General features: G+C 68.7%; 6 protein-coding genes and 1 pseudogene. 3 read left to right on the forward strand and 4 right to left on the reverse strand.

Annotation, left to right across the window (positions count from 1 at the left end; genetic code table 11):
* Positions 1-116 (forward strand): annotated as a pseudogene (locus tag QZT59_RS18145) (ferredoxin); the annotation flags it as partial.
* Positions 117-159: 43 nt separating this feature from the next.
* On the opposite strand, the gene QZT59_RS18150 reads toward QZT59_RS18145, so the two are convergent.
* Entirely contained in the window at positions 160-606 is a 447-nt protein-coding gene (locus tag QZT59_RS18150; RefSeq protein ID WP_290819290.1) for a pyridoxamine 5'-phosphate oxidase family protein, read from the reverse strand.
* A 257-nt stretch (positions 607-863) separates the two neighbouring features.
* On the opposite strand from QZT59_RS18150, the gene QZT59_RS18155 reads away from it, so the two are divergent.
* Positions 864-1,295 carry a universal stress protein gene (locus QZT59_RS18155; RefSeq protein WP_290819291.1) on the forward strand — a complete coding sequence of 144 codons (432 nt, stop codon included), beginning with the start codon at positions 864-866 and terminating at the stop codon, positions 1,293-1,295.
* A 118-nt stretch (positions 1,296-1,413) separates the two neighbouring features.
* On the opposite strand, the gene QZT59_RS18160 is transcribed toward QZT59_RS18155, so the two are convergent.
* A complete protein-coding gene (locus QZT59_RS18160) occupies positions 1,414-1,980 on the reverse strand; it encodes a DoxX family protein (protein ID WP_290819292.1) in 567 nt (188 codons plus the stop codon).
* Positions 1,981-2,222: 242 nt separating this feature from the next.
* Here QZT59_RS18160 and QZT59_RS18165 point away from each other — a divergent pair, with 242 nt between their 5' ends.
* Complete coding sequence (locus QZT59_RS18165; protein WP_290819293.1) at positions 2,223-2,660, forward strand: universal stress protein; 438 nt, start codon at positions 2,223-2,225, stop codon at positions 2,658-2,660.
* A 140-nt stretch (positions 2,661-2,800) separates the two neighbouring features.
* On the opposite strand, the gene QZT59_RS18170 is transcribed toward QZT59_RS18165, so the two are convergent.
* The gene (locus QZT59_RS18170; RefSeq protein WP_290819294.1) at positions 2,801-3,004 is read right to left on the reverse strand and encodes a hypothetical protein; all 204 of its coding nucleotides are present in this window, start codon (positions 3,002-3,004) and stop codon (positions 2,801-2,803) included.
* Between the two features lies 1 nt (position 3,005).
* Positions 3,006-4,106 (reverse strand): cbb3-type cytochrome c oxidase subunit I (locus QZT59_RS18175; protein ID WP_290819295.1); only part of this gene is annotated, 1,101 nt, incomplete at its 5' end.

Below are 4,106 nucleotides of genomic sequence, written 5' to 3' on the forward strand. Positions count from 1 at the left end.
AGGAGGTCGACGAGGAGAACCTCCGGCTGACCTGCGTCGGGACGCCGGCCAGCGACTCGATCAAGCTCGTCTACAACGCCAAGTACCTCGACACGCTGCGAGATCGGGTGCTGTGACTCCGGCTTCCCGGGTGCCTCCGCTCGACGCCCCGCCAGCCTCTCACTCGTACAGCGCCACCCCCGAGACCTCCGCGACGTCGAGTGCGTACCACTCCAGTTCGACGTCACCGGCGGGGACGTCGATGTCCGTCGCGACCCGGTAGTACCACCCCTCCAGTTCCTCGTCGACATCGTCCTCCGAGAGCCGGCGGAACGGGCCGCTCACCACGACGCTCGTCCACTCGTGGGGACCCTCCCACTCGTAGACGGTGAGACAGACCTCGTCGGTCGTCTCGATGAACTCGCGTTTCTTGCTCCCCTCGGCGAATCCGAGGTCCATGATCGCGCGCTCGTCGTCCTCGTCGTAGGCGAACGACATCGGAATCCCGTAGGCGCGCCCCTCGTTCGAGAGGCTGAGCACGCCCGTCGCCTGCTCGTTCAAGAAATTCGTGATCTCGCGTTCGGCCATCGTTTTGCCGTACCACGGCTCCGTCATCTGGGTCACCATCAGCTACGGACCATGGGCGCTCCTATAGAGCATGCGGGGAGGCGTCACCGCTCGGAACAGTCGGCCAGGGGTGGAGGTCCGCGACGCCGACGACTTCGGACGGTTCGGATCCGGATTCATTCGCCGATGGTGCACGTGCGCGTCCCCGCCTTACCGGGCCTGTTGACCGGGCCGAACCCGGCGTCGACCCGAAATCGGACGCTTCACCGATCGAATCCGTGTGCCACTCTTATAAGGGAGCTGGTAGTAGGCCCGCCATGGCAGAAACCGTACTCGTTCCGGTGGACGATTCGGCGCACGCTCGCAAAGCGTTCGAACGGGCGGCGACGGCGTTCGAGGGCGCCGACCTGATCGTCCTCCACGCGCTCGATCCGTTCGACGTGTACTCGGTCACCGAAGAAGCGGTCTGGGACGACGAGTTTCGCGACCGGCGGGAACGCGAGGCGGAGGCGCTGCTCGCGGAGTACGAGTCGCTCGCCGACGACCTCGGGGTCGACGTCGAGACGAGGCTCGCCCACGGCGGACCCGAACGAGCGATCCTCGGCGCCGTCGACGACCTCGACGTCGACCAGGTCGTCATCGGGAGTCGCGGTCGATCGGGGATCGGTCGCGTGCTGCTCGGGAGCGTCGCCGAAACCGTCGCGAGGCGATCGCCCGTCTCGGTGACGATCGTCCGGCCGGAGGAGTAGTCGCTCCGCGGCCGGCCCGGCCGCGGAGCGACCGGGGGGCGGCCCGCGAGTGACTGACGGCCGCGAGAAAAACGAAGGCTGCGAGAAGAAGTGGTTCGTGACCGATCCGCCCGGGGTTTCAACCCAGGACGTACCGGAGCTTCGGGTACCGCTCGATCAGCGGGACGCCGCCGACCTCGATCCGCTCGATGTAGCGGTCCAGGCCGGCGATCCGGCCCGCCGCGAAGGCGCCGAGCGCCACGAAGGCGACGGCGTAGATCAGCGTGTTGTCGAACGCCGCCAGCCACTGTCCCTCCCAGCCGCCGAGGTAGAACGCCACCATCTGGATGGCGCCGCCGAGGGCGGCCAGGCGGACGAATGCGCCGGCGATGAGCGCGACGCCGATCAGCACCTGGGTGACCGGGATGATCACGTTGATCGTCTCGAGGACGACCGCGTTACCGGCCATCGCGGCGTAGAGGCCGCTGACGGGGCTCGCGGCGTCGACGCCGTGGACGAGGAAGCCGCTCGCGTCGAACGCCTCGCCGCTGACGAACGCGAACTTCCCCAGGCCGGCGAACAGCATCATGCCGCCCATGACGAACCGCAGGGCGACGACCGTCCACGCGCTCAGCGCGTGGGGCGTGCCGGTCAGGGTGATCCCGCCGTAGCGGCTCTCGAGTCGGTTTCGGGTTGTAGTTGACATGTTCGGCCACCTCTTTACATCTGAACAGAGGAACCGGTTCGGCGTATATACCGATGCCAGTTCCCGGGGAGTGGAAAACTTGAACAGAACTCCCGAGGAGTTTTCTTTTCCGCCAACGCATTCACCATCTTTACGCGCGTCGACCATCGCCGATCGCGACGCGCGCCGTCGACCGCGCCGCACCCGTCCCCGAACCGGAGCCGCGGCGTAGACTTTTCCAGTCGCGGGTCGTACCGCCGGTAATGGCACGACGCGTCCTCGTTCCGGTCGACGGCTCCGAGCACGCCCGGCGAGCGCTGCGGTACGCGGTGATCGAGTTCGACGACGCCGAGGTCGTCGCCCTCCACGTCCTCGACCCGTTCGAGGGAGACGCGGCCGGCGGCTCGGCCGGCTGGAATCGCGAGGCCCTCGAGCGACGCGAAGCGGAGGCGGAGACGGTCCTCGCGGAGTGTGAGAAGCTGGCGGCCGAGCGCGACCGGTCGATCGAGACGGAGCTCGCCCACGGCGCGCCGGCCCGAGCGATCCTCGGCGCCGTCGACGACCTCGAGGCCGACCACGTCGTCGTCGGCAGCCGGGGGCGGTCGGGGATCGGCCGAGTGCTGCTGGGGAGCGTCGCCGAGACGGTGGCGCGGCGGTCGCCGGTCTCGGTGACGATCGTCCGGCCCGATCGCCGGGACTGAGCGGGCCGGGTGCGAGACCCGGACTTCGCCGCCTATCCGTCCCCGACCTCGGGGCCGGACTTCGCCGCCTATCCGTCCCCGACCTCGGGGCCGGACTTCGCCGCCTATCCGTCCCCGACCTCGGGGCCGGACTTCGCCGCCTATCCGTTCCCGGCCTCGGGGCTCACGTCGGCCGCCGGGAAGAGCGCCCAGACGACCAATGCGCCGATCAGGACGGCGCCGACGGCGGCGGTCTGGGCGATCGAGAGCTCGATCCCGACCCAGACGGCCATCGTCCGGAGCTCGACGACCAGCGGGATCGTCAGCGCGAGCAGGACCAACAGCAGGGCGGGGTGGACGCGCATGTCAGGGGCTCACCGCGGACTCCAGGACCGTCGCGATCGGGTCGATCCAGGGCAGGATCGTGTCGATCCCCTCGATGCCGGGGCCGAAGAGGCCGCCGCGCTCGACGATGCTCCACAGCGGCATCGCGTAGGCGAAGACCACCAGGATCACCGCCACGACCGTCCAGAGCTTCAGGTTGTCGAGGACCGCCGGCGCGTGGTCGGGCCCGGAGAGCGCGGCCGCGTACTCGTTGTTCGGGACGGGCCCGCGATCGCCGAGGGCCGTCATGACGACCACCGCCAGGAACGCCACCAGCGAGATCGTCAGCAGCGTCCCGCCGAGGACGACCTGGGCGTCGAGTTCGGCGACGGTGCCGACGGACGCCTCGAACTCGAAGGCGTACTGGGGCTCGGCGGTCCGCCGCGGGATCCCGAGGAGCCCGCCGCGGTGCATCGCGTTCGACATGAAGACCATGCCGACGAACCACAGCACCGTCTGCACGAGCGCCACCGACCGGCCCCGCAGCGGCTTCCCGGTCACCTGCGGGAGGAACCAGTAGGTGACCGCCATGAACGTGAGCGCGACGGCCGTCCCGACGGTGAGGTGGAAGTGACCGACGACCCAGAACGTGTTGTGGACGAGGTAGTTGATGTTCATGCCGGCGTTGACCATCCCCGAGAAGCCGGCGGCGGCGAACATCAGTCCGGCCAGCGCCATCCCCGTGAAGACGGGATCCCGCCAGGGGAGCGCCCCGAGCCAGCGGAGTCGGCCCTCGCCGCCGCGCTGTCTGGCGCCGTGTTCGATGCTGGCGACGACGGTGAACGCCGTCAGCAGGCTCGGCAGCAGGAGGAACATCGTGTTCGTCATCGCGATGAACTTGAAGCCCTCGGCGATCCCCGGATCCAGATACTGGTGGTGGATCCCGGTGGGTACCGAGAGGATCAGGAAGAGGACGAAGACGACGCGCGCGAGCGGGTCGCTAAAGAGCTTGCCGCCGGCGACCTTCGGCAGCATGACGTACCACATCATGTAGACGGGCATCAGCCAGAAGTAGACGACCGGGTGGCCGAAGAACCAGAACAGCGTTCGGGTGAGCAGCGGGTTGATGCTGTCGACGAGGCC

It is taken from the genome of Halovivax sp. (assembly GCA_007119345.1).
In the GTDB taxonomy this organism is placed as follows: Archaea; Halobacteriota; Halobacteria; order Halobacteriales; family Natrialbaceae; genus Halovivax.

What these genes read in the sequence shown, in the direction of transcription:
- QZT59_RS18170 (WP_290819294.1), bottom strand. Translation starts at nt 3,004, where the DNA reads ATGCGCGTCCACCCCGCCCTGCTGTTGGTCCTGCTCGCGCTGACGATC.
- QZT59_RS18150 (WP_290819290.1), bottom strand. Translation starts at nt 606, where the DNA reads ATGGTGACCCAGATGACGGAGCCGTGGTACGGCAAAACGATGGCCGAA.
- QZT59_RS18165 (WP_290819293.1), top strand. Translation starts at nt 2,223, where the DNA reads ATGGCACGACGCGTCCTCGTTCCGGTCGACGGCTCCGAGCACGCCCGG.
- QZT59_RS18160 (WP_290819292.1), bottom strand. Translation starts at nt 1,980, where the DNA reads ATGTCAACTACAACCCGAAACCGACTCGAGAGCCGCTACGGCGGGATC.
- QZT59_RS18155 (WP_290819291.1), top strand. Translation starts at nt 864, where the DNA reads ATGGCAGAAACCGTACTCGTTCCGGTGGACGATTCGGCGCACGCTCGC.